The organism is Pontitalea aquivivens, assembly GCF_046507575.1.
Taxonomy (GTDB): Bacteria; Pseudomonadota; Alphaproteobacteria; order Rhodobacterales; family Rhodobacteraceae; genus Pontitalea; species Pontitalea aquivivens.
Genome location: NZ_JBKFEY010000001.1, coordinates 160,076 through 183,544 on the forward strand (window position 1 = coordinate 160,076; position 23,469 = coordinate 183,544).

General features: G+C 66.7%; 22 protein-coding genes. 17 read left to right on the forward strand and 5 right to left on the reverse strand.

What is annotated here, in order from left to right; genetic code table 11:
• Window positions 1-2 precede the first annotated feature (2 nt).
• Window positions 3-896 carry a 4-hydroxy-tetrahydrodipicolinate synthase gene (dapA, locus tag ACK8OU_RS00790; RefSeq protein WP_410301438.1) on the forward strand — a complete coding sequence of 298 codons (894 nt, stop codon included), beginning with the start codon at window positions 3-5 and terminating at the stop codon, window positions 894-896.
• A 45-nt stretch (window positions 897-941) separates the two neighbouring features.
• Here the strand turns inward: dapA and hemN are convergent, their stop codons facing one another.
• Window positions 942-2,297: an oxygen-independent coproporphyrinogen III oxidase gene (gene hemN, locus ACK8OU_RS00795; protein WP_410301439.1), complete on the reverse strand. Its 1,356-nt coding sequence runs from the start codon at window positions 2,295-2,297 to the stop codon at window positions 942-944.
• A gap of 59 nt (window positions 2,298-2,356) precedes the next feature.
• Here hemN and fnrL point away from each other — a divergent pair, with 59 nt between their 5' ends.
• Both fnrL and gstA read left to right on the forward strand, forming a co-directional pair.
• Window positions 2,357-3,103, forward strand: coding sequence for a transcriptional regulator FnrL (gene fnrL, locus ACK8OU_RS00800; protein ID WP_410301440.1), 747 nt, complete (start codon window positions 2,357-2,359; stop codon window positions 3,101-3,103).
• A 137-nt stretch (window positions 3,104-3,240) separates the two neighbouring features.
• The gene (gene gstA, locus ACK8OU_RS00805; RefSeq protein ID WP_410301441.1) at window positions 3,241-3,852 is read left to right on the forward strand and encodes a glutathione transferase GstA; all 612 of its coding nucleotides are present in this window, start codon (window positions 3,241-3,243) and stop codon (window positions 3,850-3,852) included.
• A gap of 64 nt (window positions 3,853-3,916) precedes the next feature.
• On the opposite strand, the gene ACK8OU_RS00810 is transcribed toward gstA, so the two are convergent.
• On the reverse strand, window positions 3,917-4,756 hold the full coding sequence (locus ACK8OU_RS00810; RefSeq protein ID WP_410301442.1) for a universal stress protein: 840 nt from the start codon (window positions 4,754-4,756) through the stop codon (window positions 3,917-3,919).
• A 275-nt stretch (window positions 4,757-5,031) separates the two neighbouring features.
• Between ACK8OU_RS00810 and ccoN the strand changes: the two genes are divergently transcribed.
• The 8 genes from ccoN to ccoS all read left to right on the forward strand — a co-directional run bounded on the left by ccoN (window position 5,032) and on the right by ccoS (window position 13,062).
• Window positions 5,032-6,636: a cytochrome-c oxidase, cbb3-type subunit I gene (gene ccoN / locus ACK8OU_RS00815; protein ID WP_410301443.1), complete on the forward strand. Its 1,605-nt coding sequence runs from the start codon at window positions 5,032-5,034 to the stop codon at window positions 6,634-6,636.
• Between the two features lie 14 nt (window positions 6,637-6,650).
• Entirely contained in the window at window positions 6,651-7,379 is a 729-nt protein-coding gene (gene ccoO, locus ACK8OU_RS00820; protein WP_410301444.1) for a cytochrome-c oxidase, cbb3-type subunit II, read from the forward strand.
• A gap of 11 nt (window positions 7,380-7,390) precedes the next feature.
• Entirely contained in the window at window positions 7,391-7,600 is a 210-nt protein-coding gene (locus tag ACK8OU_RS00825; protein WP_410301445.1) for a cbb3-type cytochrome oxidase subunit 3, read from the forward strand.
• A 12-nt stretch (window positions 7,601-7,612) separates the two neighbouring features.
• Window positions 7,613-8,479, forward strand: coding sequence for a cytochrome-c oxidase, cbb3-type subunit III (ccoP, locus tag ACK8OU_RS00830; protein WP_410301447.1), 867 nt, complete (start codon window positions 7,613-7,615; stop codon window positions 8,477-8,479).
• Window positions 8,480-8,786: 307 nt separating this feature from the next.
• Entirely contained in the window at window positions 8,787-10,226 is a 1,440-nt protein-coding gene (gene ccoG, locus ACK8OU_RS00835) for a cytochrome c oxidase accessory protein CcoG (protein ID WP_410301985.1), read from the forward strand.
• A 3-nt stretch (window positions 10,227-10,229) separates the two neighbouring features.
• Complete coding sequence (locus ACK8OU_RS00840) at window positions 10,230-10,691, forward strand: FixH family protein (protein ID WP_410301448.1); 462 nt, start codon at window positions 10,230-10,232, stop codon at window positions 10,689-10,691.
• A gap of 3 nt (window positions 10,692-10,694) precedes the next feature.
• Window positions 10,695-12,896 carry a heavy metal translocating P-type ATPase gene (locus ACK8OU_RS00845; RefSeq protein WP_410301449.1) on the forward strand — a complete coding sequence of 734 codons (2,202 nt, stop codon included), beginning with the start codon at window positions 10,695-10,697 and terminating at the stop codon, window positions 12,894-12,896.
• A 7-nt stretch (window positions 12,897-12,903) separates the two neighbouring features.
• Window positions 12,904-13,062: a cbb3-type cytochrome oxidase assembly protein CcoS gene (gene ccoS, locus ACK8OU_RS00850; RefSeq protein ID WP_250039652.1), complete on the forward strand. Its 159-nt coding sequence runs from the start codon at window positions 12,904-12,906 to the stop codon at window positions 13,060-13,062.
• A 96-nt stretch (window positions 13,063-13,158) separates the two neighbouring features.
• Here ccoS and ACK8OU_RS00855 read toward each other — a convergent pair whose 3' ends face one another.
• Window positions 13,159-15,066: a serine hydrolase gene (locus ACK8OU_RS00855; protein WP_458524345.1), complete on the reverse strand. Its 1,908-nt coding sequence runs from the start codon at window positions 15,064-15,066 to the stop codon at window positions 13,159-13,161.
• A 420-nt stretch (window positions 15,067-15,486) separates the two neighbouring features.
• Between ACK8OU_RS00855 and clpS the strand changes: the two genes are divergently transcribed.
• From clpS to ACK8OU_RS00870, 3 genes are read left to right on the forward strand one after another with little or no spacing between them, the layout of a single operon-like run.
• Window positions 15,487-15,807, forward strand: a complete 321-nt coding sequence (gene clpS, locus ACK8OU_RS00860) for an ATP-dependent Clp protease adapter ClpS (protein ID WP_410301986.1) — start codon at window positions 15,487-15,489, stop codon at window positions 15,805-15,807.
• A 16-nt stretch (window positions 15,808-15,823) separates the two neighbouring features.
• Window positions 15,824-16,870, forward strand: coding sequence for a methyltransferase (locus ACK8OU_RS00865; RefSeq protein ID WP_410301451.1), 1,047 nt, complete (start codon window positions 15,824-15,826; stop codon window positions 16,868-16,870).
• A 37-nt stretch (window positions 16,871-16,907) separates the two neighbouring features.
• Entirely contained in the window at window positions 16,908-17,717 is an 810-nt protein-coding gene (locus ACK8OU_RS00870) for an SDR family NAD(P)-dependent oxidoreductase (protein ID WP_410301452.1), read from the forward strand.
• A gap of 18 nt (window positions 17,718-17,735) precedes the next feature.
• Here the strand turns inward: ACK8OU_RS00870 and ACK8OU_RS00875 are convergent, their stop codons facing one another.
• Window positions 17,736-18,182, reverse strand: coding sequence for a hypothetical protein (locus tag ACK8OU_RS00875; protein WP_410301453.1), 447 nt, complete (start codon window positions 18,180-18,182; stop codon window positions 17,736-17,738).
• A 110-nt stretch (window positions 18,183-18,292) separates the two neighbouring features.
• Here ACK8OU_RS00875 and hemF point away from each other — a divergent pair, with 110 nt between their 5' ends.
• Both hemF and ACK8OU_RS00885 read left to right on the forward strand, forming a co-directional pair.
• A complete protein-coding gene (gene hemF, locus ACK8OU_RS00880) occupies window positions 18,293-19,183 on the forward strand; it encodes an oxygen-dependent coproporphyrinogen oxidase (RefSeq protein ID WP_410301455.1) in 891 nt (296 codons plus the stop codon).
• 203 nt (window positions 19,184-19,386) lie between these two features.
• Entirely contained in the window at window positions 19,387-21,306 is a 1,920-nt protein-coding gene (locus tag ACK8OU_RS00885; protein ID WP_410301456.1) for a DEAD/DEAH box helicase, read from the forward strand.
• 38 nt (window positions 21,307-21,344) lie between these two features.
• Here the strand turns inward: ACK8OU_RS00885 and hemE are convergent, their stop codons facing one another.
• Entirely contained in the window at window positions 21,345-22,376 is a 1,032-nt protein-coding gene (hemE, locus tag ACK8OU_RS00890; RefSeq protein WP_410301457.1) for a uroporphyrinogen decarboxylase, read from the reverse strand.
• Between the two features lie 115 nt (window positions 22,377-22,491).
• On the opposite strand from hemE, the gene hemC reads away from it, so the two are divergent.
• On the forward strand, window positions 22,492-23,436 hold the full coding sequence (gene hemC, locus ACK8OU_RS00895) for a hydroxymethylbilane synthase (RefSeq protein WP_410301987.1): 945 nt from the start codon (window positions 22,492-22,494) through the stop codon (window positions 23,434-23,436).
• Window positions 23,437-23,469 lie beyond the last annotated feature (33 nt).

A 23,469-nucleotide genomic window follows, 5' to 3' on the forward strand; every position in this document is an offset into this window, starting at 1 on the left:
GCATGACCGATCTGACCCGTTTCAACGGTGTTTTCACCGCCCTTGTCACCCCCTTCACCGATGCGGGCAGCATCGACTGGGACGCCTATGACCGCCTGATCAACCGCCAGCTGGAAGCCGGGATCGCGGGGCTTGTGCCCGTGGGCACCACCGGCGAGGCCGCCACCCTGGATGAGGAAGAGGCGCTGGCCGTCATCGCCCATACGGTCAAGCGCGCGGGCAATGCCGCCTATGTGCTGGCCGGCACCGGCAGCAACGTCACGAAAAAGACCGTGGCCGCCAGCCGCCGCGCGGCGGATGCGGGGGCGCATGGGGTGCTGTTGATCACGCCCTATTACAACAAGCCGACGCAGGAAGGGCTGATCGCGCATTTCAGCGCCGTGGCCGGGGCCGCGCCGGTCGATGTGATGCTTTATTCCGTTCCCGGCCGCACCGGGGTTGCGATCGCGCCGGAAACCGCCGGTGCATTGGCGCGCGCGCATCGCAATATCGTCGCGATCAAGGAAGCCGGTGGCGATGCCGCGCGCGTTACCGCGCTGCGCGCCGCCTGCGGCCCCGATTTCGTGGTGCATTGCGGCGATGACGGTCTGGCGCTGCCGTTCTTTGCGCTGGGGGCGCGGGGGCTGACCTCGGTCCTGTCGAACTACCTTCCGGCTGAGGTCGTGGCGCTTTACACCGCCTGGGCCGAAGGCCGGCGCGACGATGCGCTGGCGCTGCACGAACGCCTGTCGCCGCTGGCCGCCGCGATGTTCGTGGAAAGCAGCCCCAGCCCTGTGAAACGCGCGCTGGCGCTGTCGGGCGTCATGTCCGACACGGTGCGCCTGCCGCTGGTGCCCTTGTCGCCGCAGGGCGATGCGCATTTGCGCGCGGCCATGGCCAACGCGGGCTTTCTGTAACGGTCAGGGGCGCCGCCGGCGCCCCTTTCCCCTTTGCGGTTCCGGTCAGATCGCCGAGGAATGGCCCGCCTTCGACAGGTCATAGGTGTCAAAGCTGCGCGCGATCATCCGCGTCAGCGGGCGGCCCTTTTCGGGGATGAACAGGCCGGTGGGCGTGACCTCGACCATATCCTCGAACCGGGCGGCGCAATCGGCGAACATCGTTTCCAGCCGGGCGCGCGGTACGCCATGGTCGCGCATCAGTTCGGCCGCGTCGATGCGGAAATCGCACATCAGCGCCTCGATCATGCGCGACCGCAGCTTGTCTTCATCGCTGAAGGCGTGGCCGCGGGCGGTGGAAAAGCGCCCTTCGCGGATCGCCTTGATATGGACCGAGGTGGCCGAGGCGTTCTGCGCATAGCCTTGCGGGAAGCGCGAGATGGACGAGGCCCCCATCCCCACCAGAACCGGCGCCAGATCGTCGGTATAGCCCTGGAAGTTGCGCCGCAACAGGCCGGCCTTCTGCGCGCGGGCCAGCCCGTCCGTGGGCAGGGCGAAATGGTCGATGCCGATTTCGTCATAGCCATCGGTCACGAACAGCTGGCGCGCGGTTTCAAACAGCGCCAGCCGTTCCTGCGGCGTGGGCAGGTGGTCGGACGGGATCATCGTCTGCCGCCGCGCCATCCACGGCACATGGGCATAACCGTAAAGTGCCACCCGGTCGGGCGACAGCGACAGAAGCTTCTGGACGCTTTGCGCGATCTTGGTGTTGGTCTGGTGCGGCAGGCCATACAGAATGTCGGCATTCAGGCTTTGCACGCCCCTTTCGCGGATCATCTCAACCGCGCGGCGGGTGACCTCATAGCTTTGGTCGCGGCCGATCACCTGCTGGATCTGGGGGTCGAAATCCTGCACCCCGATCGAGGCGCGGTTCATCCCCGCCGCGGCCAGCGCATCCATGCGCGCATCGTCGATTTCATTGGGGTCGATCTCGACGGAAAATTCGGCGCCTTCGCCCATCGGCACCGCCTCGAACACCGCATCGGCGACGCGGGCCATCATGTCGGCGGGCATCAAGGTGGGCGTGCCCCCGCCCCAGTGCAGGCGCGACAGCGTGACCCCGGGGGCCAGGCGGTCCTTCAGCATCTTCAGTTCCGCCAGCAGCACCTCGGCATAGGCGCGGACGGGGTCGTCGCTTTGCGTACCCTGGGTGCGGCAGGCGCAGAACCAGCACAGCCGCCGGCAAAAGGGCACATGCATGTAAAGCGAAATCGAGGACCCGGCGGGGATCGCCGCGATCCAGTCTTCAAATTGCGCTGACCCCACATCGGCCGAAAAATGCGGCGCGGTGGGGTAGCTGGTGTAGCGGGGCACCCGTGCGTCGAAAAGACCGAGCCGGGTGAGTTGCGATTCCTGTTCCATGCGGGTATTCTTAACCGGACGACGCGCAACAGAAATTGACACAAATCAAGAAAGCCATGATGGCCCCCGATGATGTTCACCCGGTCTCGCTTCGTTGCGGGGACTGCCCGATACGCCATCGCGCCGTCTGTGCGCGTTGCGAAAGCGATGAACTCGAACTGCTCGAAGAAATCAAGTATTACCGCAGCTTCGAGGCGGGCCAGACCGTTGTCTGGTCGGGCGACAAGATGGATTTCGTGGCCTCGGTCGTGTCGGGCATCGCCACGCTGACCCAGACGATGGAAGACGGGCGCACGCAGATGGTGGGCCTGCTGCTGCCGTCCGATTTCGTGGGCCGGCCGGGGCGCGAATGCGCGGCCTATAACGTGACGGCGACCACCGGTCTGATGATGTGCTGCTTCCGCAAGAAGCCGTTTGAAGACATGATGGCGCGCACCCCGCATATCGCCCAGCGGCTGCTTGAAATGACGCTGGACGAACTGGATGCGGCGCGCGAATGGATGCTGCTGCTGGGCCGCAAGACGGCGCGGGAAAAAATCGCCTCGTTGCTGGCGATCATCGCGCGGCGGGATGCGGCGGTGCAGATGCGCGCGGCGCATGGGCGGATGACCTTTGACCTGCCGCTGACGCGCGAGGCGATGGCCGACTACCTTGGCCTGACGCTGGAAACCGTCAGCCGGCAGATGTCGGCGCTGAAGCGTGACGGGGTGATCGAGCTGGAAGGCAAGCGCCATGTCACCGTGCCCGACATGGACCGCCTGATGGAAGAGGCGGGCGATGACAGCGACGGTGGCTTCCTGATCTGACTGTGCGATTGCGCGCAGCGGCTGTGCAGGGTGGGTGCGCCCCATGCCTGTGGGCGCGCTTTTCCCCGATCCCGTGCAGGCCTAGGGTCCGCCCAGGGCGGCGGAATGGTCTGGCCGCCGCAGAAGGAAGTGTTGCGATGAAGCTTTACTATTCGCCCGGTGCCTGTTCGCTTGCCTGCCACATCACCCTGCACGAGGTCGGCCGCCCCTTTGCGACCGAGCGTGCCGATATTCGCGCCAAGACGACCGAGACGGGGGCCGATTTCCGCGCGATCAATCCCAAGGGCGCGGTTCCGGCGCTGGTGCTGGATGATGGCGCGGTGCTGACCGAAGGTGTCGCGATCATGCAGTTCGTGGTCGATCAGGCGGGCGCCGCCGACCTGCTGCCGGCGCCGGGCACGCTGGCGCGCGCGCGGGTGCAGGAACTGCTGAACTACATCTCGTCCGAGCTGCACAAATCCTATTCGCCATTTTTTGCCCCCGGGATCACGGATGAGGGCCGCACGGCGCAAAAGGTCGTTCTGGATGCCAGGCTGGCCTGGATCGAGGGGCTTTTGTCGGACGGGCGCGCCTGGTTGGCGGGCGACAGCTTTACCCCCGCCGATGCCTATCTGTTCACGGTGACGAACTGGTCGGCCTTTGTCGGCCATGACCTGTCGGTTTTCCCGCACCTTAACGCGCTGCGCGCGCGCATCGCGGCCCGCCCGGCGGTGCAGGCGGCGATGAAGGCCGAAGGCCTGCTGAACTGATCCGGCCTGCCGGAACGCGAAGGGGCGGCCCGCCGGGCCGCCCCCTTTCGCTGTTGCCGGGCGATCAATGCGCCATCAGCACCGGGGTTTCGGCGTTTTCCAGCATGTTGCGTGTGGCCCCGCCCAGGATCGCCTCGCGGAAGCGCGAATGGCCATAGGCGCCCATCACAACCAGGTCGGCATTGCTGTCGCGCACATGGCGGTTGATCACGTCGGACACACGCGGCATCGTCTTGGCCAGGACCGAAACCTCGGCCTTGACGCCGTGGCGCGCCAGAAGCTGGCTCAGCTGGCCGCCGGGGTCGGACCGTTCGGGGCCGTGCGTGGGCGGGTCGATGATGGTGATGTCCACCAGATCGGCCGCCTTCAGCAGCGGCAAGGCCTTGCGGATCGCGCTCATCGCTTCATTCGACTGGTTCCAGGCCACGACGACACGCCGCGGTGCGATCTGGCCGGCATATCCGTCGGGCACGACCAGCGCGGGGGCCTGGCCTTCGAACATCGCGGCCTCGACCACGGCCTCAATTTCCTGGCCGCGGCCCTTGGCATAGGGGCGGCCCATCACCACCAGATCGGCAAAGCGCGCGCGCATGCCCACCACGGCCGAGATCGCGCCCAGCTGCGCAACGATCGCCTCGGCGCCCCAGCGGATGTCCTCGGCTGCCAGCCGTTCGCGCATCGCGGCTTCCAGGCCGCGCGCGTCATCCTGGGCGCGCTCGATGGTTTCCTGCTGAATGAAGGCGGTGGCGCCTGCGTAGTAATAGCCCGTCTGGGTCCGGTCGACGCCCATGCAAAGCACGTCCAGATGGGCATCCTCGCGCCGGGCCATGGCTACCGCCGTGTCGATCTGCGCGCGCGCGGCCTCGGCATCGGTGACGATGGTCAGGATTGACTTATAGCTCATGGGGATCCTCCGCCGGAAAAAGAATGTCACGGGAATGCTTAGCCGTGTTACAAATTAGTGCCTTGATGCGGATCAAGGTGCAAGGAAACGTTTTCGGGGAAGAATCTTTCAAGAGGTATCGGCAATGCGGCGGCGTGACAAATTGTCCCGGTGCGGCGGATTGGATTTGATACAGATCAAAGCATGGTTGATGCCCCCGGCTCACAAGGGCATCAGTCGGAAAGACCCCGCCAGGATTTCGAGTCGGGGGCCGGGACAGACGAAGGGACGTTATAATGTGGGATTATCTTAAGCTGATCGCGCTGGGCGTGATTGCGCTGTTGGCCGCGATCGCGGCCAATTATGCGCGCGATCTTGCCTATATGGTGAACGCGCTGACCGTCATGCTGGCGGCGGCGATCGCGTTCATCTGGGTGCTGCGCACGATGGGGGACCGCCAGCCGGCGCCCCGGAACGAATATAACGACGGCGTCATCCGCGCCGGGGTCATCGCCACCGCGCTTTGGGGCGTGGTGGGTTTTCTGGTCGGCACGATCATCGCGTTCCAGCTGGCCTTTCCCGCGCTGAACCTGTCGGATCTGACGCATGGCTATCTGAACTTTGGCAAGCTGCGCCCGCTGCATACCTCGGCGGTGATCTTTGCCTTCGGGGGCAACGCGCTGATCGCGACCTCGTTTTATGTCGTGCAGCGGACCTCGGCGGCGCGCCTGTTCGGCGGCAACGCGGCCTGGTTCGTGTTCTGGGGCTATCAGCTGATGATCGTCCTGGCTGCGGCGGGCTATATCCTGGGCGCGACGCAGTCCAAGGAATATGCGGAACCGGAATGGTATGTCGACTGGTGGCTGACCATCGTCTGGGTCGTCTATCTGATGGTGTTCCTGGGCACGATCCTGAAGCGGCGCGAGCCCCACATCTATGTGGCCAACTGGTTCTACCTGTCCTTCATCGTGACCATTGCGATGCTGCATATCGTCAACAACCTGTCGGTTCCGGTCAGCGTCTTCGGTTCGAAGTCGGTGCAGGTCTTTGCCGGCGTTCAGGATGCGATGACGCAGTGGTGGTACGGGCATAACGCGGTGGGCTTCTTCCTGACCGCGGGCTTCCTGGGGATGATGTATTACTTTGTGCCCAAGCAGGCCGAACGCCCGGTCTATTCCTACAAGCTGTCGATCGTGCACTTCTGGGCGCTGATCTTCCTGTATATCTGGGCCGGTCCCCACCACCTGCACTATACCGCGCTGCCGGACTGGGCCTCGACGCTGGGCATGGTGATGTCGGTGATCCTGTGGATGCCGTCCTGGGGTGGCATGATCAACGGCCTGATGACGCTGTCGGGCGCCTGGGACAAGCTGCGCACCGACCCGATCATCCGCATGATGGTGGTGTCGATCGGCTTTTACGGCATGTCCACCTTTGAAGGCCCGATGATGTCGATCAAGGCCGTGAACAGCCTGTCGCATTACACCGACTGGACCATCGGCCATGTGCATTCCGGTGCGCTGGGCTGGAACGGCATGATCACCTTTGGCGCGCTCTACTTCCTGGTGCCGCGGCTTTGGGCGCGTGAGCGGCTGTATTCGCTCTCGCTGGTCAGCTGGCATTTCTGGCTCGCCACCATCGGGATCGTGCTGTACGCGTCCTCGATGTGGGTCACGGGCATCATGGAAGGCCTGATGTGGCGTGAAGTCGACAGCCAGGGCTTCCTTGTGAACGCCTTTGCGGACACGGTGTCCGCCAAGTTCCCGATGTATGTGGTGCGCGGTCTGGGCGGGGTGCTTTACCTGACCGGGGCGATCATCATGGTCTACAACCTCTGGGCCACGGTCGCCAAACAGCCCCGCCACGCGGCTGCCGGCGTCTCTGCGGTTCCGGCTGAATAAGGGGAGGACCGGATATGGGAATTCTTGACAAACACGGCGTCATCGAAAAGAACGCGACGCTTCTGCTGATCGGATCCTTCCTTGTCGTCACCGTGGGCGGCATCGTGGAAATCGTTCCGCTGTTCTATCTTGAGAACACGATCGAAAAGGTGGAAGGGGTTCGCCCCTACACCCCGCTGGAGCTGACCGGGCGCGACATCTATGTGCGCGAAGGCTGTTATGTCTGCCACAGCCAGATGATCCGTCCGATGCGCGATGAGGTCGAACGCTATGGCCATTACAGCCTGGCGGCGGAATCGATGTATGACCATCCGTTCCAGTGGGGTTCCAAGCGCACGGGGCCCGACCTTGCCCGGGTGGGCGGACGCTATTCCGATGGCTGGCACGTCGATCACCTGACGGACCCGCAATCGGTGGTGCCGGAATCGATCATGCCGAAATATGGTTTCCTGTCGAACCGGATGATCGACGCGTCCTATATCGAGGATCGGCTTACGGCCGATGCGATGGTGGGCGTGCCCTATACCTCGGACATGATCGAGGCGGCCAGGGCCGATTTTGCCGCGCAGGCCGATCCCAACAGCGACTATGACGGTCTGCTGGAACGCTATGGCGAAAAGGTCAACGTGCGCAACTTTGACGGCAAGACGGGCATTTCGGAAATGGATGCGCTGGTCGCCTATCTGCAGGTGCTTGGCACGATGGTCGATTTCTCGACCTTCGAACCCGTGGCGAACCGGTAAGGGGGCGGGGGATGGATTATCACATCCTCCGGGAATTCGCGGACAGCTGGGCGATGCTCGGCCTGTTCGGCACGTTCATCTTCGTCGTCTTCTGGGCCTGGCGGCCCGGAAGCCGCAAGACGCATGACGACACCGCGAACATCCCCTTCCGGCACGAAGACAAACCCGCCAGCGAGCCGGTGCGCGACAGCGCATCCGCCCGCGACGGCGCCACGTTGTAAGGAGGCGTGGAGATGAGCAAAAAACCGACCATCCAGAAAGAGGTCCAGACGACCGGCCACGAGTGGGACGGCATCGAGGAGTTCAACAACCCCCTGCCGCGCTGGTGGCTGTGGACCTTCTATGCGACCGTGGTCTGGGGCGTGGGCTATTCCATCGCCTATCCGGCCTGGCCGCTGATCAACGAGGCGACGCCGGGCATCCTGGGCCATTCGACCCGGGCCGATGTCGCCGCCGAAATCGACCGCTATGCCGCGGCAAACGCGCCGGTCGAGGAAAAGCTGGTTGCCGCCGATCTGAACCAGATCGCCGCCGACCCGGAACTGGCCAGCTTTACCATGAATGCGGGCCGGGCCGTCTTTGGTACCTGGTGCGCACAGTGCCACGGGGCGGGGGCGGGCGGCAACGTCGGCTATCCGAACCTGCTGGACAACGACTGGCTGTGGGGCGGCACGATGGAGGACATCCATCTGACCATCACCCACGGTATCCGCAATACGGATGACGCGGATGCGCGCTATTCGGAAATGCCGCGCTTCGGGGCCGATGAACTGCTGGAAAAAGAGCAGATCGATCAGGTGGTGCAATTCGTGCGACAGCTGTCTGGCCAGGATCATGACGCCGCCGCCGCGACCGAAGGCGCCGTCGTCTATGCCGACAACTGCGCTTCGTGCCACATGGAAGACGGCACCGGCGACCGGGCCCAGGGCGCGCCGAACCTGACCGACGCGATCTGGCTTTACGGCGGCGACGTGGCCTCGCTGACGGAATCGGTGACCAATGCGCGCTTCGGCGTGATGCCGAACTGGAACACGCGCCTGTCCGAGGCCGAGATCCGCGCCGTGACGGCCTATGTCCACAGCCTTGGTGGTGGCGAGTAAGACATTCGGGGGGGCCTTGGCCCCCCCGGGTAGCACCGGCGCCCCGTCCTGTTCGCGCGTTTCCTGGGGGCGCCGGTGACTTTTCAGCGGCGACTTTGCAGCGCGCGGTCTTTGCCGCCCTTGCGCCTGCCGTTTGGTGCGGACCGGGGCCCGGGCCGGGAAAATGCGCCGAAAAAATGCCCCGCCGCAAGCGGCCTGATATAAGCTGTATCACAAACCTGTCTTTTTGACGCATGTCAAAGTAATTTCCGACACGCCATATTCAGAACCATTCCAGACCCCCAGCCAACGGAGTCCCCCCGTGAGCGTGACCGACCCCAATGAACCCGCCCCCCTTTACGCGGCCCGCGAACCGATCTTTCCGCGCCGCGTGAAAGGCAATTTCCGCACGCTGAAATGGGTGCTGATGGCGGTGATGCTGGGCATTTACTATCTGACGCCCTGGATCCGCTGGGACCGCGGCCCGGCGCTTCCCGATCAGGCGGTGCTGATCGATCTGGCCAACCGGCGCTTTTTCTTTTTCATGATCGAGATCTGGCCGCATGAATTCTATTTCGTCGCGGGCCTTCTGATCATGGCGGGGCTGGGGCTGTTCCTGTTTACCTCGGCGCTGGGCCGGGTCTGGTGTGGCTATGCCTGCCCGCAGACGGTCTGGACCGACCTGTTCATCCTGGTCGAACGCTGGGTCGAAGGCGACCGCAACGCCCGCATCCGCCTGCTGCGGCAGAAATGGGACGGCGAAAAGATCCGCAAGCGGATCACCAAATGGACGCTGTGGTTGCTGATTGGCCTGGCCACCGGCGGGGCCTGGGTGTTCTATTTCACCGATGCGCCGACGCTTATGGTCGATCTGGTCACCGGCCAGGCCCATCCGGTCGCCTATACCACGATGGCGATCCTGACGCTGACCACCTTCGCCTTTGGCGGGTTCGCGCGCGAACAGATCTGTATCTATGCCTGCCCCTGGCCGCGGATTCAGGCCGCGATGATGGATGAGGATACGATCACCATCGCCTATCGCGACTGGCGGGGCGAGCCGCGCGGCAAGCTGAAGAAGGGCGAGATGGATCCCGCGCAGGGCGATTGCATCGACTGCATGGCCTGCGTCAACGTCTGCCCGATGGGGATCGACATCCGCAACGGCCAGCAACTGGAATGCATCACCTGCGGCCTGTGTATCGATGCCTGCAACGAGATGATGGACAAGGTCGGCAAGCCGCGTGGCCTGATCGACTATCTCGCCCTGAAGGATGAGGCGATGGAACGCGCGGGCGGTCATCCGACGAAGATCTGGAAGCATATCTTCCGCGTCCGCACGATGATCTATTTCGGGCTGTGGTCGGCGATCGGCGTGGGGCTGGTGGTGGCGCTGTTCCTGCGCTCGCCCATCGATTTCAACGTGACGCCGGCGCGCGACCCGCTGTATGTCCAGCTGTCCGACGGGGCGATCCGTAACATCTATACGCTGCGGCTGCGCAACAAGCAGGGCGAGCCGGCCGAATTCCGCATCACCGTCACTTCGGCCGCGCCCGGGGCCGAGGGGTTGCGCCTGTCGCTGGAAGGGCAAAGTGCCGACACCGTCACCGTGCCCGCCGACGAAACCCTGACCCAGCGGCTTTACATCGAGGCGCCGGCCGGCAGCGGGCCGGCCACCGCGGACCGGATCGACATCCGGCTTTGGGTGGCGGTTACCGGATCGGCCGATCGGGTCAGCGCCGATACGGTCTTCAACGGAAAGGCAAACTGAACCATGACGAAAGAATTCCGCCTGACCGGGCGCCATGTTCTGGCCATTGCGGTTTCGGCCTTTGGCGTGATCATCGCGGTCAATGTGGTGCTGGCCTGGCAGGCCGTGTCCACCTTTCCGGGGCTGGAGGTCAGGAATTCCTATGTCGCCTCGCAGACCTTCGATGCCGAGCGTGACGCCCAGGAGGCCCTGGGCTGGCAGGTTACGCCCGAATATGGCGAAGGGCAGCTGTCGCTGATCATCCGCGATGCGTCGGGCCTGCCCGCGCCGGTGGCGGAACTGTCCGCCGTGGTCGGGCGCACGACCCATGTGCGCGATGACCGGACCCCGGATTTTGCCTATCGCGGCGGCATCTATACCGCGCCGATGACGCTGGACCCCGGGGCCTGGCTGATCCATCTGCAGGCGAAGGCGGCCGATGGCACGCCGTTCCGCCAGCGCCTTGATCTGTATATCCGGGGGTAGCCCATGACCGCCTCGCCGCTTTTGTCCGAACGTGCCGCGCCATCGGCTTGCCCGGCCTGTATCGCGGCGCCTTCGGCCGAACGGCTGGCCGCGGGGGCCGCGCCGCGCGATGCGCGGCTGATCCTGTCGCTGCCCACGGCGCATTGCGCGGTCTGCATCACCGATGTGGAACGCGCGCTGCACCGACATCCGGGGGTGCGATCGGCCCGGGTGAACCTGACGATGAAGCGCGTCAGCGTCGATGCCGAACCCCAGGTGACCGCCGCCGATCTGATCGGCACGCTGGACCGCATCGGCTATGAGGCGCATGAACTGGACCCCGGCCTTCTGTCGGCGACCGAGACCGACAAGCGCGGGCGCGATCTGCTGATGCGGATCGGCGTGTCGGGCTTTGCCATGATGAACATCATGCTTTTGTCGATCTCGGTCTGGTCGGGGGCCGAGGCCGCCACGCGCGATCTGTTCCACTGGATTTCCGCGGCCATCGCGCTGCCCACGGTGCTGTTCGCGGGCCAGCCCTTCTTTGCCTCGGCCTGGACGGCGCTGAAGGCGGGGCGGCTGGGGATGGATTTCCCGATTTCGCTGGCGATCGTTCTGGCTTCGTCGATTTCGGTGTTCGAAACGATGCATTCGGGCCAGCACGCCTATTTCGATGCGGCGGTGATGCTGACCTTCTTCCTGCTGGTCGGGCGTTATCTGGATTACCGCACCCGCGCGGTGGCGCGATCGGCCGCCGAGGAACTGGCCGCGCTGGAGGTGCCGCGCGCCACGGTCCTGCGTGACGGGGCCGAGGCGGTGGTGCCGGTCGGCGATCTGGTGCCCGGCGATCTGGTGCGCATCCGCCCCGGCGCGCGCATCCCCGCCGATGGCGAGGTGGTCGAGGGCACGTCGGAAACCGACCGATCCCTGCTGACGGGGGAAAGCCTGCCGGTCTGGGCGGGCCCGGGCGTGGTGCTGTCTGCGGGGGAGGTCAACCTGACCGGGCCCCTGACGCTGCGGGTGACGGCGGCGGGGCGCGACAGTTCGCTGCATCGCATGGCCGATCTGGTCGCGGCGGCGGAAAGTGCCAGGAACAAATATACCTCGCTGGCCGAACGGGCCGCGCGCGCCTATTCGCCGCTGGTGCATCTGCTGTCGTTTTCCGCCTTTGGGTTCTGGATGTGGCAGACCGGGGGCGATCTGCGCTTTGCGGTGAACATTTCGGCGGCGGTGCTGATCATCACCTGTCCTTGCGCGCTGGGGCTGGCGGTGCCGGCGGTGGTCACGGCGGCTTCGGGCAAGTTGTTTCGTGGCGGTCTGCTGATCAAGGACGGCACCGCGCTGGAACGGCTGGCCGAGGTGGATACAGTCGTGTTCGACAAGACCGGCACCCTGACCATGGGCGCGCCCGAGCCGGAAAACCTGACCGATCTGCCGCCCGGGGCGCTGGCCGTTGCCGCCGCCCTGGCCGAGGCGTCGGGCCATCCGCTGGCGCGCGCGCTGGCGGAAACGGCCCGCGCGCTGGGGGTGATGCCCGCATCGGTGCAGGATCTGCGCGAAGTCCCCGGCTATGGCATCGAGGGGCGCTGGGGCGATGTCCGTGTCCGTCTGGGCCGGGCCGACTGGATCGGGGCGGAACCGGGCACGGTCACCGCCACCCATCTGTCGATCGAAGGGCGGGCGCCCGTGTCGATCCGCTTTGCCGACCGCCTGCGCCCCGGCGCCGAACAGGCCGTGCGCGCCTTTGCCGCGCAGGGCAAGCAGGTCTGGCTGGTGTCGGGCGATGTGCGGGGCGCGGTGGAGGATCTGGCCGGGCGGCTGGGCATTGCCGATTGGCGCGCCGGCGTTCTGCCGCAGGAAAAGGCCGCGCTTGTGCGCGACCTGACCGCGGCGGGCCGTCATGTGCTGATGGTGGGGGATGGGCTGAACGACACCGCGGCGCTGGCCGGGGCGCATGTCTCGGTCTCGCCCGCCTCGGCGCTGGATGCGGCGCGCACGGCGTCGGATATCGTTCTGCTGGGCCAGGATCTGGCCCCCGTGGCCGAGGCGGTGCGGATTTCGGTCAAGGCGCGCAAGCGGATCAAGGAAAACTTCGGGATTTCCTTCCTGTATAACGTGATCGCGGTGCCGATCGCGCTGGTCGGGCTGGCCACGCCGCTGGCGGCGGCCTTGGCGATGTCGCTCAGTTCGATTACGGTGTCGCTGAACGCGCTGCGGCTGAAGTGAGGCGACGATGGAAGCCCTGACCTATTCGATCCCGATTTCGTTGCTGCTGGGGGGCATCGGCCTTCTGGCGTTCTTCTGGGCGCTGCGCCGCGGGCAGTTCGATGATCCCAAGGGCGACAGCGAACGCATCCTGTCCACGGAATTTGACGACAAGCCGAAATCGTGATCCGTCAGTGACCAAAACAAAACCGCGCCAACACAAAACCGCGCCCGGGGGCGCGCGGTTTTCGCATTCGGTGGTGTGGGGGCAGGGGCCGCCCGATCAGGGCCCGAACACCGTGCAGCTGGTGCCGCGCGCGGACAGGCGGGCGCAGGCCAATTCCGCGCCGTCCTTGCTCATGCCGACGAAATTCGCCTCGAACCCGCCCTTGCGGTTGGCCACCTTGCGCAACGCATCGCCCAGCGAGGCGGTTTCCATCAGCGCCGTGGTCAGCAGCGCGCGTTCGGCGTGAAAATGCGAATTGTACCTGCCCAGGCTGACGCCCCAATGCCGCCCCCCCGAGGATGAGACGCGCGCCACCACCACCGGCTCCTCGCGCGGGGCAGGGGCGGGCGGGGTCAGCGCGGCCAGGATCATCGTTTCGGTGCGCACCGCCGGCGCGCTGGCCAGCGCCAGCGTTTCGGGCTGCGGCATGGTGCTTTGGGCAAAGACCGGCCCGCTGGGCTGGGCATCGCCTTCGGCCAGGCTTTCGTCGAAATCTTCGGTCATCACCGCTTCGGCCAGCGCCAGGGTTTCAGGCTGGGGCGCGGTGTCCTGCACAAAGCCGCCTGCATCGGCCACAACCGGCGCGGTCGCCGGTTCGATTGTGGACCCGGTCGGGGTGGGGGCGGCGCGGCGCGGCGCGGCCATCGGGCGCGGGGTGTCCGCGGTGGCGATGTGGATCTGGGAGGGCGCAGGTTCCGCCGTCTTGGCGGCGGGGGCTTCGACCGGCGTGATATCTGCTGCGATGGCCTCGGCGACCGGTGCATCGGGCGCATCCGCCGGGGCTGTGGCCAGGATCGCCTCGGGCCGGGGGGGCGGGGCGGGCACGGCGGCGGGGGCGGCGGCGGGGGCGTCGGCCAAGGCGACCTCGGCCAGGGGCGCGGCATCGGGTTCGGCTGCCGCGATCTCGGCCTGCGCGGCGACCACTGCGGCTTCGGCCGTGGCGGCGACCACCGCGGCTTCGGCCGAGGCCAGCGCCAGCGCGATCGCATCCGCCTCTTGCACGGGATCGGGGCGGGCGCCGGGGCGGGTCCTGGGCCGCGGGCTGCTGGCGGGTGCGGCGACCAGCCGGATCGTCTTGGCCGACGCCCCCGCGCCGTCCTGGGGCGCGGCATCGGCCAGATATTGCGGCGCGGCGGGTTTCTTTTCATCCACGCGCGAAGGCGCGCGGCTGAAGCCGATATCCATCAGTTCCGCCATCTTCGCATTGCGCTGCGCGGTCGAGGTGCCGCCAAAGACTGTGGCGATGATACGCTTGCCGCCGCGCTGCGCCGAGGCGGTCAGGTTGAAGCCCGCAGCATTGGTGAAGCCCGTCTTGATCCCGTCGGCACCTTCATAGGCATCCAGAAAGCGGCGGTTGGTATTGGCGACCTTGGCCATGCCCGCATCCGCCGTGCGGCGCGAGAAGATGTTGTAATACTGCGGAAAATCGTAAAACAGCCGACGGCCAAGGATATTCATGTCATGCGCGGAGGACAGATGCCCTTCCCGCGTCAGGCCGTTGGCGTTGCGAAAGGTCGAACTTTTCATTCCCAACGCCTTGGCGGTGCGGTTCATCCGCGCGGCAAAGGCCGCCTCGTCGCCCGAAATCGCATCGCCGATGGCACTGGCCGCATCATTGGCCGATTTGATCGCCGCCGCGCGGATCAGATGGCGCAGGGCAATCTTTTGCCCCGCCTTCAGCCCCAGCCGGGACGGCGGCTGGGCGGCGGCGTTGCGGGATATGGTGACCATCGAATCCAGGCTGATCTCACCACGCTCAATCGCCTCGAAGGCGATGTAAAGCGTCAGCATCTTGGTCAATGAGGCCGGGTGCAGCCGGGTATCGGCATTCTTGGAATACAGGATTTCGCCGGTTCGTGCATCCTGGACGATGGCCGCATAGGGCGCCGCCAGTGCCGCCAGCGGTGCCAGACCGAGGAGGATTGCCCAAAGCCCATAGCGAACCCAGCGCGCAAGCGTGGTCACGGTTCCTGCCCTCATACTGCCTCTGCGCCCCGTGTTTTTGGTGGGGCTTTTCTGCTCGGGACCAAGCCTAGCACGCCTTGCCCGGTCTGAAAACAGCAGAATTTCAAGGTGTTTCGGGGTAAAGTTCACATCTTTCGGATAGGGTAAATGTCGTGGCCGCCGCCTGGGGGTCCACAACCCGTGGTAGGGGGGCGCGCCGGTGCCGGGCCGGGCCCGTGCGCGCGGCGCCGCGGGGGGGCGGGGCTGGTTCAGGCGCAGGCCCTGTGTGCCGATGTGTGCCGATCCCTGCGGGGGCAGCGCGGGGCGGGGCAATTCCCGCCGCCGCGGGCTTTTCATATCGTGCTTTCCGCCTATATTGCCTGTCACCGATTTCCCGATTCCCTGCAGGAGCGTGCCGCAGTGACGATCCCCCTTCAGATGATGGCCGACCGCAAGGACGATGCCGATGGGGAATCCGGCGTCGCCACCAGGACCCGTACCCGCACGCACCGCCCGCCGATGTACAAGGTGCTGTTGCTGAACGACGATTACACGCCGATGGAATTCGTGGTGCATATTCTGGAGAGGTTCTTTGGCCTGTCCCATGCCCAGGCGTTCGAAATCATGCTGACCGTGCACAAGAAGGGGCTGGCGGTGGTCGGCGTCTTTTCGTTCGAGGTGGCGGAAACCAAGGTGGCGCAGGTGATGGATTTCGCCCGCCGCCATCAACATCCGCTGCAATGCACGATGGAAAAGGAATAGGGCACCGCCCGCTGTCATGACCCACCCGCGTCTTTCCCTTGCGCTGCAAGCGCCCGATGCCCTGCCGCCGCAAGGGCGCATTGCCGTGTTTCGGCCGCCGGGCGGCACCGATCTGTCGGATCTGCCGCAGGACCGGCTGCATCTGATCCAGGGGTTTCGCCCCGATTTCGACGCGCTTTCCGCCCGTGGGTTCGATGTCGGGGCCGAGGTCCAGGGGACCTATGCCGCGGCGGTGGTCTTTTTGCCCCGCGCCAAGGCCGAGGCCCGCGCGATCCTGGCCGAGGCCTGCCAGCGCGTCAGCCCCGGCGGCCCGGTCTGGGTGGACGGGGCCAAGCATGACGGGGTCGACAGCGTCCTGAAGGATCTGCGCCAGCGCCTGCCCGTCAGCGCGCCCATTGCCAAGGCACATGGCAAGATCTTCTGTTTTGCCGCCGATCCCGCCGCGCTGGCCGACTGGCAGGGCCGCGAATTTGCGCCCGCGCCGGGGTTCGTCACGGTGGCGGGGGTGTTTTCCGCCGATGCGGTCGATCGCGGTTCGGCGCTGCTGGCGGCGGTGCTGCCCGATCATCTGCCCGCGCGGGTGGCCGATCTGGGCGCGGGCTGGGGCTGGCTTGCCGCGCAGGTCCTGGCGCGCAAGGGCGTGGAAGAGCTGCACCTGATCGAGGCCGATCACGCCGCGCTGGCCTGCGCGCGCCGCAACGTGACCGACCCGCGCGCCCGGTTCCACTGGGCCGATGCCACGCGGTTCGAACCCGAAGCGCGGCTTGGCGCGGTGGTGATGAACCCGCCGTTCCACACCACGCGCGCGGCCGATCCGGGGCTGGGCGCGGCGTTCATCCGGGCGGCGGGGGCGATGCTGTCGCTGTCGGGCACGCTTTACATGGTGGCCAACCGCCATCTGCCCTATGAAGAGGCGTTGCGCGCCGCCTTTCATGAGATCGAGGAAATCGGCGGCGACGGCGCTTTCAAGGTGATCCGCGCCGCCAAGCCCATCGTCGGCGCCGCCCGGGCGCCCGCGCCTGCAGCCGCATCGCGGCGGCGGGTGGCGCGCGCCCGGCGCTGAAACCGATCCATCCAGCCCAACGTCCGCAGGGGGGCCCATGTCTCTTTCCATTTCCGGCAAGACCGCCATCGTCACCGGCGCGGCCCATGGCATCGGCAATGCCATCGCGCGCCATTTTCTGGATCGCGGCGCGAATGTGATGTTCGCCGATATCGACGAGGCCAAGCTTGAGGCCGATCTGGGCGAGGCGGCCAAGTCCGAAGGCCCGGCGCGTTATTTCGCCGGCGATCTGTGCCAGAAGCTGACGGTGAACAACCTGTGTTCGGCCACGATCGACGCCTTTGACCGGATCGACATCCTGGTCAATGCCGCGCGCAGCTTTGCGCCCTGCGATCCGCTGGACCCGGCCGAGGATGTGCTGGATACGATGCTGCGCCAGAATATGAAAGGCTCGCTTCGGCTGACGCAGCTGATCGCGCGGCGCATGATCGCGCAGGCCGAAAAGGAAGGCCGGACCGAGGGCGAGATCGGCTCGGTCATCAACATCTCGACGCTGGCGGCCTGTCGCACCCAGCCCGAGCTGCTGGCCTATTCCATCGCCTGCGCGGCGCAGGATCAGGCCACAAGGGGCATGGCGGTGGCGCTGGCGCCGCACCGGATCCGGGTCAACGGGGTGTCGTTCGCCTCGGTGATGAGCGCGTCGCTGCAGGCGGCGCTGCGTGATCACGGCGACTGGCGCGAGGCGATCGCCGAGGGCACGCCGCTGGGCCGCATCGCCGCCCCCGGCGAACTGGCCGAGGCGGTGCAGTTCCTGGCGTCCGACGGCGCGGGCTTTGTCACCGGGCAGATCCTGACGGTGGACGGCGGACGCGGCCTGCTGGATGCGGTGCGCGTGCCCGCCTTCTGACCCGGCCCGGCAGGGCGGTCATTGCGGATAGGTGGCCTTGCAGGCGGCGATATTGGCCTCGGCCTGGGGCAGAAGCGCGCGGCGCCTGGCGATCAGCGCATCGCGCTTGCGCTTTTCGGTCTCGGGGTCGATGGCGACGCGGCTGCGGATCGTGTCGGTATAGGGCTGCATGCACATGTCGGGCCGGGTGATGATCGTGCCATCGGCGTTCTGGATCTGGCGATAGCCGCAAATTTCCCAGCGGACGCGGGTGACGGGCTTTTCGTCCCAGGCATAACCGCGCGCCAGATTGCCCTCGACCCCGGCCAGAAGCTGTTCCACCGCGCGCAGTTCGCGCGTGGCACGGTCGATGCAGCGGTCCTGCGGCGTGCCGCAGGCGGCAAGCAGGACCAGCAGGGCCATGGGCAGCAGGGCGGGGGGCAGCAGGGCGGGGGGCAGCAGGGCGGGGGGCGGAAGACGCGGCATCGGGGCACCTTTGGGTTGGAACCATCTTACGCGAAGGGGCGGAAAAGTCCATTCCCGCCGCGCGCCCGGCCTGCTAGAGAGCGCAAGGCAGGATGGAACGGAGGACCGCGATGACCGAGGATTTCACCGAACGCAAGGCGCGCGCAAGCCAGTGGTTTTCCGATCTGCGCGACCGCATCGTGGCGGCCTTCGAGGCGCTGGAAGATGCCCGGACCACCGGCCCCTTCGCCGATCTGGCCCCGGGGCGGTTCGAGGTGACGCCCACAAAACGCGCCGCCCCCGATGGCAGCGACGCAGGCGGCGGCAAGATGAGCGTGCTGCGCGGCGGGCGGGTGTTTGAAAAGGTGGGCGTGAACATCTCGACCGTCTGGGGCACGCTGGGGGATCGGGCGCAAAAGGCCATGGCCGCGCGTGGCGTGCCGGGGATGGACCGCGATCCGCGGTTCTGGGCCAGCGGCATCAGCCTGGTGGCGCATATGCAAAACCCCCACACGCCCGCGGTTCACATGAACACCCGGATGTTCTGGACCCCGCGGGCCTGGTGGTTCGGCGGCGGGGCCGACCTGAACCCCTGCATCGAATATGCCGAGGATACGGCGCATTTTCATGCCCGAATGCAGCGCGCCTGCGATGCCCATGCGCCCGACTATTACGCGCGCTTCAAGGCCTGGGCGGATGAATATTTCTTTGTGCCCCACCGGGGCCGGGCGCGCGGCGTGGGCGGGATTTTCTATGATGATCTGAACACCGGCGACTGGGAGGCCGATTTCGCCTTTACCCGTTCGGTTGGCGAGGCCTTTCTGCCCGCCTTCCTGCCGGTGACCGAGCGGCGGCGCGACACGGCCTGGAATGACGCGGACAAGGATGCGCAGCTGATCCACCGCGGGCTTTATGCCGAATACAACCTGGTCTATGACCGGGGTACGAAATTCGGGCTGGAAACCGGGCATGATGCCAATGCGGTGCTGATGAGCCTGCCGCCGGTGGCGAAATGGCCCTAAGCCGCGCGGGGGGGCGGGCCGGGCAGGGGGGCGCTGCCCCCCTCGGGCTTTGCCCTCACCCCCCGGGATATTTTCGCAAAGCCGAAGGGGCAGGTGTTCCGGGTTTGGACGGGCCGAGATTCGGGCTATACAGGCAGGGGCGAACGCGCTAGAAGGCGCGCTTCGGCCTGTTGGCCCCTTCTGTTTTCCGAAAGACGTCCCCCATGACCCAGTTTCCCACCGTTCACCCCGCCCTTGCCCAGGGGCTGGCGGCCAAGGGCTATGTCGCCCTGACCCCCGTTCAGGAGGCGGTGACCGATCCGGGCCTTGCGGGGGCGGATCTGCTGGTCTCGGCGCAGACCGGGTCGGGCAAGACGGTGGCCTTTGGCCTGGCGATGGCGGGGCAGCTGCTGGCCGATGGCGGTATCGGCCTGCTTGAGGCGCCGCGCGCGCTGATCATCGCGCCGACGCGCGAACTGGCGTTGCAGGTCCGGCGCGAGCTGGAATGGCTTTATGCGCCGACCGGCGCGGTGATCGCAGGCGCCGTGGGCGGTATGGATGCCCGGTCGGAACGGCGCGCGCTGGAACGCGGGGCGCATATCGTTGTCGGCACGCCGGGGCGGATCTGCGACCATATCCGGCGCGGGGCGCTGGATCTGTCGGCGCTGCGGGTCGCGGTGCTGGACGAGGCCGACGAGATGCTGGATCTGGGCTTCCGCGAGGATCTGGAATTCATCCTGGAGGCCGCGCCCGCCGATCGGCGCACATTGATGTTTTCGGCCACCGTCAGCAAGGAAATCGCGCGCCTGGCCGCGACCTTCCAGCGCGATGCGCAGCGCATTTCCACCATCGCCTCGCGCGAGCAGCATGCCGATATCGAATACCGCGCGCTGCTGGTCGATCAGGCGGATCGGGAAAATGCCATCGTCAACGTGCTGCGGTTCTATGAGGCGAAGAATGCGATCGTCTTCTGTTCGACGCGCGCGATGGTCACGCATCTGACGACGCGGTTTCTGAACCGGGGTTTCCAGGTGGTGGCGCTGTCGGGCGAGCTGACGCAAGAGGAACGTTCGCGCGCGCTGCAATCCATGCGTGACGGACGGGCGCGGGTTTGCATCGCCACCGATGTGGCCGCGCGCGGGATCGACCTGCCGGGCCTGGAATTGGTGATCCATGCCGATCTGCCGCAGAACAAGGAGGCGCTGTTGCACAGGTCAGGCCGGACGGGCCGGGCCGGGTCCAAGGGCGTGTCCGCGCTGATCGTGCCGCATTCGGCGCGGCGCAAGGCCGAACGGCTGTTGGGCTTTGCCAATATCACCGCGGCCTGGGCGCCCGCGCCTTCGGCCGAAGAGGTTTCGGCCCGCGATGTGCACCGGCTGTTGTCCGACCCGATCCTGACCGCGCCGGTCAGCGAGGATGAGGCGGCGCTGGCCGCGCGTTTGCTGGAAGGTTTCCCGCCACGCGCGCTGGCGGCGGCGGTGGTGCGCCAGTATATGGCCGCGCGATCCGCGCCCGAAGATCTGGTGCCGGTGACGCCCGATGGGGCGCGCCCGCGCGCCGCGGCGGCGGATTTCGGGCCAAGCCTTTGGGTGCGGCTGACCATTGGTCACGATCAGCGCGCCGATCCGCGCTGGCTGTTGCCGATGCTGTGCCGGGCGGGCGATCTGTCGCGCCGCGACATCGGCGCGATCCGGATTTTCGACGATCATACCGTGGTGCAGATCCATGCCGATGCCGGGCAGCGGTTCCTGGCCGCGATTGGCCCCGAACGCGCGCTGGAACAGGAAATTGGCGTCGATGTTCTGGATAGCGCGCCGCAGGGGCTGGATTCGGCCCCGCCGCGCCCGGGCAAATGGGATCGCCCGCGTGACGGCGCGCTGCGTGGCCAAGGCGCGAAAAAGCCCTTTGCGCGTGGTCCGCGCGATGACGGCGCGCCTGCGAAAAAGCCCCATCGCAAGGGGCCGTCCCGATCGGAATTCGAGGCCGCCGGCCTGCGTGATCCGGGGGAACGCCCCGCGCCGCGGGCGAAATTCGCCAAGCCCGCCGGGAAGTCCGCGGGCAAGCCGGGGGCTAAGCCGTTTGGCAGGCCCGCTGGTGGCAAGGCTGGCAAGCCCGCGGGCGGCAAGCCGAAAAGCCGGGGCTGAGCGCCCCGGTTTCGCCCCGTCCGGTCACCCCCGTCCGGTCACCCCTTGCGGATCGTCTCGATCATCAGGGCGACGTTGTCGGGGTTGGCATCGGGCGTGATCCCGTGGCCAAGGTTGAAGATGTGCGGGCCGTTGGAAAAGGCCTTTACGATCCGCCGGGTTTCATCCACCAGATCCTGACCGCCGGTGACCATGTGGCGCGGGTCAAGGTTGCCCTGCACACAGCCATCAACCTGCACATGTTCGGCCGCCCATTCGGCGGCCACCGAATTGTCGATGGCCACGCAATCCGCCCCGGTCTTTTTCGCGAAACCGATGTAGCCCTGGCCCGCCTCACGCGGGAAGGCGATGATCGGCAGGCCGGGGTGGCGCGCCTTCAGCGCGGCGATGATGCGCGCGGCGGGGGCGACGGCGAAATCCTGGAAATCCTGGCCCTTCAGGCTGCCGGCCCATGAATCGAAGATCTTGATGACTTCGGCCCCGGCCTCGACCTGTTTCGACAGGTATTCGATCGTGGACTCGGTCAGCAGGTCGATCAGCGCGGCAAAGGTCGCGCGGTCGGCGGCCTTCAGTGCGTGGGCCGGGCCCTGATCGCGTGTGCCGCGGCCCGCGATCATGTAGGTGGCCACCGTCCAGGGCGCGCCGGCAAAGCCGATCAGCGTGGTTTCGCGCGGCAGTTCGCGCGCCAGGATGCGGACGGTTTCATAGATCGGGGCCAGGTGGTCGTGGATGTCGTCCTTGCCCTTGAGCGCGCGCAATCCGGCCGCATCGGTGATCGTGGACAGGCGGGGGCCTTCGCCGGTTTCAAACCACAGATCCGCGCCAAGCGCCTGCGGCAGCAGCAGGATATCGGCAAACAGGATCGCCGCGTCAAAGCCATAGCGGCGAATCGGCTGCAGCGTGACCTCGGCCGCCAGATCGGAATTGTAGCACAGCGACAGGAAATCCCCGGCCTGCGCGCGGGTGGCGCGGTATTCGGGCAGGTAGCGTCCCGCCTGGCGCATCATCCAGACCGGCGGCGTGGGCAGAACCTCGCCGCGAAGGGCGCGCAGGATCGTCTTGTCACTCATCTCGGATCTCCTTCTTGCCCCTTCATCGCCCCCTGCGGCGCGATGTCAAGCCAAAGCCAGCCCTTGTGCGCTTGCGCGGGCCTTTTGACGCGGCTATGCCGGGGGTATGGAACAGATGCCCAACGCCCAGACCCCCCTGAAGATCGGCACCCGCGGTTCGCCGCTGGCGCTGGCGCAGGCCCATGAAACCCGCGCGCGCCTGATCGCGGCCCATGGCCTGCCCGAGGATGCCTTTGAGATCGTGGTGATCCGTACGACGGGCGACAATGCCGCGCTGATCGCGGCGGACAAGCCGTTGAAGGAACTGGGCGGCAAGGGCCTGTTCACCAAGGAAATCGAAGAGGCGATGCTGGAAGGCCGCATCGACATTGCCGTGCATTCGATGAAGGACATGCCCACGGCCCAGCCCGCGGGCCTGGTGCTGGATTGCTATCTGCCGCGCGAAGATGTGCGCGATGCCTTTGTCTCGCCCGGGGTGGAACGGCTGGCCGATCTGCCGCAGGGCGCCACGGTCGGGTCGTCCAGCCTGCGCCGGCGCGCGCAGCTGGCCAATCGCCGCCCCGACCTGAAGCTGGTCGAGTTTCGCGGCAATGTTCAGACCCGGCTGAAGAAACTGGATGATGGCGTCGCGGTGGCGACCTTCCTGGCGATGGCGGGGCTGAACCGGCTGGGCATGACCCATGTCGCGCGCTCGGCGATCGGGGTGGATGAGATGCTGCCCGCCGTGGCGCAGGGCGCCATCGGGATCGAGCGGCGGGCCGATGATGCCCGCGCCGCCGCGTTGCTGGCGGCGATCCATGATGGGCCGACGGGCCAGCGTCTGGCGGCGGAACGCGCCTTTCTGGCCACGCTGGACGGGTCGTGCGAAACCCCGATCGCGGGGCTTGCGGTGCTGGAGGGCGACCAGATCTGGCTGCGCGGCGAGATCCTGCGCCCCGACGGGTCCGAAGCCCTGCGCGATGAGGGCCGCGCGCCGGTGTCGCAGGCGGCCGAGCTGGGCGCCGACCTGGCCCGCCGGCTGTTGGCCCGCGCGCCCGGGGGCTTTTTCGACTGGCGCTGAAGGCGCCTGCCCGTGGCGCGGGGGATGGGCGTT